General features: G+C 34.3%; 1 pseudogene. It reads right to left on the bottom strand.

Annotated features, from left to right (window positions below):
* Positions 1 to 1,218 (bottom strand): annotated as a pseudogene (gene tnpC, locus CCY16_RS02825) (IS66 family transposase).
* Positions 1,219 to 1,295 lie beyond the last annotated feature (77 nt).

Raw genomic sequence — 1,295 nt, 5'->3', positions numbered from 1 at the left:
CTAAGCGGTGTGAGAGACGATAGATAGGAAATTATGGAAAGGGTTTAGCTCCTTTTGTTTCCATGTTAAGTATAATGAAATTACCCATTCAAGGAATGCATTTCTTTGTTCCGATTGTGTAAAATATGAGTTTTTACATAAATGACATAATGCAGTGTTTGCCATTCAGCATGGTTGTTCGTTAGCAGAATGTTTCCTGGGTCATCCAAAAATTTCCACATCATCCTTTCAGACTTCAAAATATTTTTTGCAACTCGAGAGGCTCCAATTGCTTTAGGTAACTGGGATATCTCCTTCAAGTAATACCTTGTGCACTTTCGCAATTTTCTGGTACGCCTGACGAATCTTAAAATATCTATCTCATTCTTTAGTAAGGCTCTTTTAGTGCAAATAACTCAGCAGCAACGTTTCTTAAATAACAGCCGAGAACTTTGACTTCTCTATTACAACTATGGGCTAATCTTTCAAAATCTCTTGATAAATGGGTCCAACAGATCTGTCTCTTTTTATCAGCAAAATAACTGTATGCTGCATACCTGTCAGTTACTACTAAGCTATGACAATTGCAGAATTTACTATTTTTTTAAACCTTCATTCCTCTTGACTCTGTCAACTTTACAAAACTTGCCGTATTACTTGTAAACATCCAGCACTAACTAAGTTTACCTTTATTGTAATGGCTGGTTTCGTCAATATAAAGAACTTTGCTTGTACTTACTTCTTGTTTGATCTGCTAATACATTTCTTCACATTTTGAAGCTATTCTATGTTCACTATTTGATATGCTACCAACACTTATGTTCACATTGAAAATGTCATTATAATACTCGCTATTCCATATTTCGAATTTTTATAAAACTTGCTGAATGCTGCAATTATCAACTTAACCCTTGACCTAAATGTATCTGGTATAACACCTTCCGGTAATTTGCTATTCTTTCTTTTTTCGCGCCTCCGACAACGGCCATGCTCTAGTTAATATTCCATCACATAAGACTCGATTTTCGGAAGATCAACCTTTTGGTGGATATATGGTTTATCACATAATAAATTTTTTAAATTTAAACCGAGCTTTTCCTTTAACTCAGCATTTTCTATCTTCAAAGTCTTGTTCTCTGCCTTTAGACTTTCATTCTCTCTTTCCAATCTTTCTATTTTTGCTTCTAACTTTGCTATTTTCCGCTCCAGACTTTTGTAGAGTTCTAAAAGATTTACCATATTACCTTACTTTTGCTCTATCGTTATCTTTTATACTACCTTGTCTATCTTATTTTGCTACTCCGCTGAATGGATAC

This window comes from Wolbachia endosymbiont of Wuchereria bancrofti, assembly GCF_002204235.2.
Classification (GTDB): Bacteria; Pseudomonadota; Alphaproteobacteria; order Rickettsiales; family Anaplasmataceae; genus Wolbachia.
The sequence above is the reverse complement of the archived record's forward strand: the minus strand, read 5'-3'. Positions and strand labels throughout refer to the sequence as shown.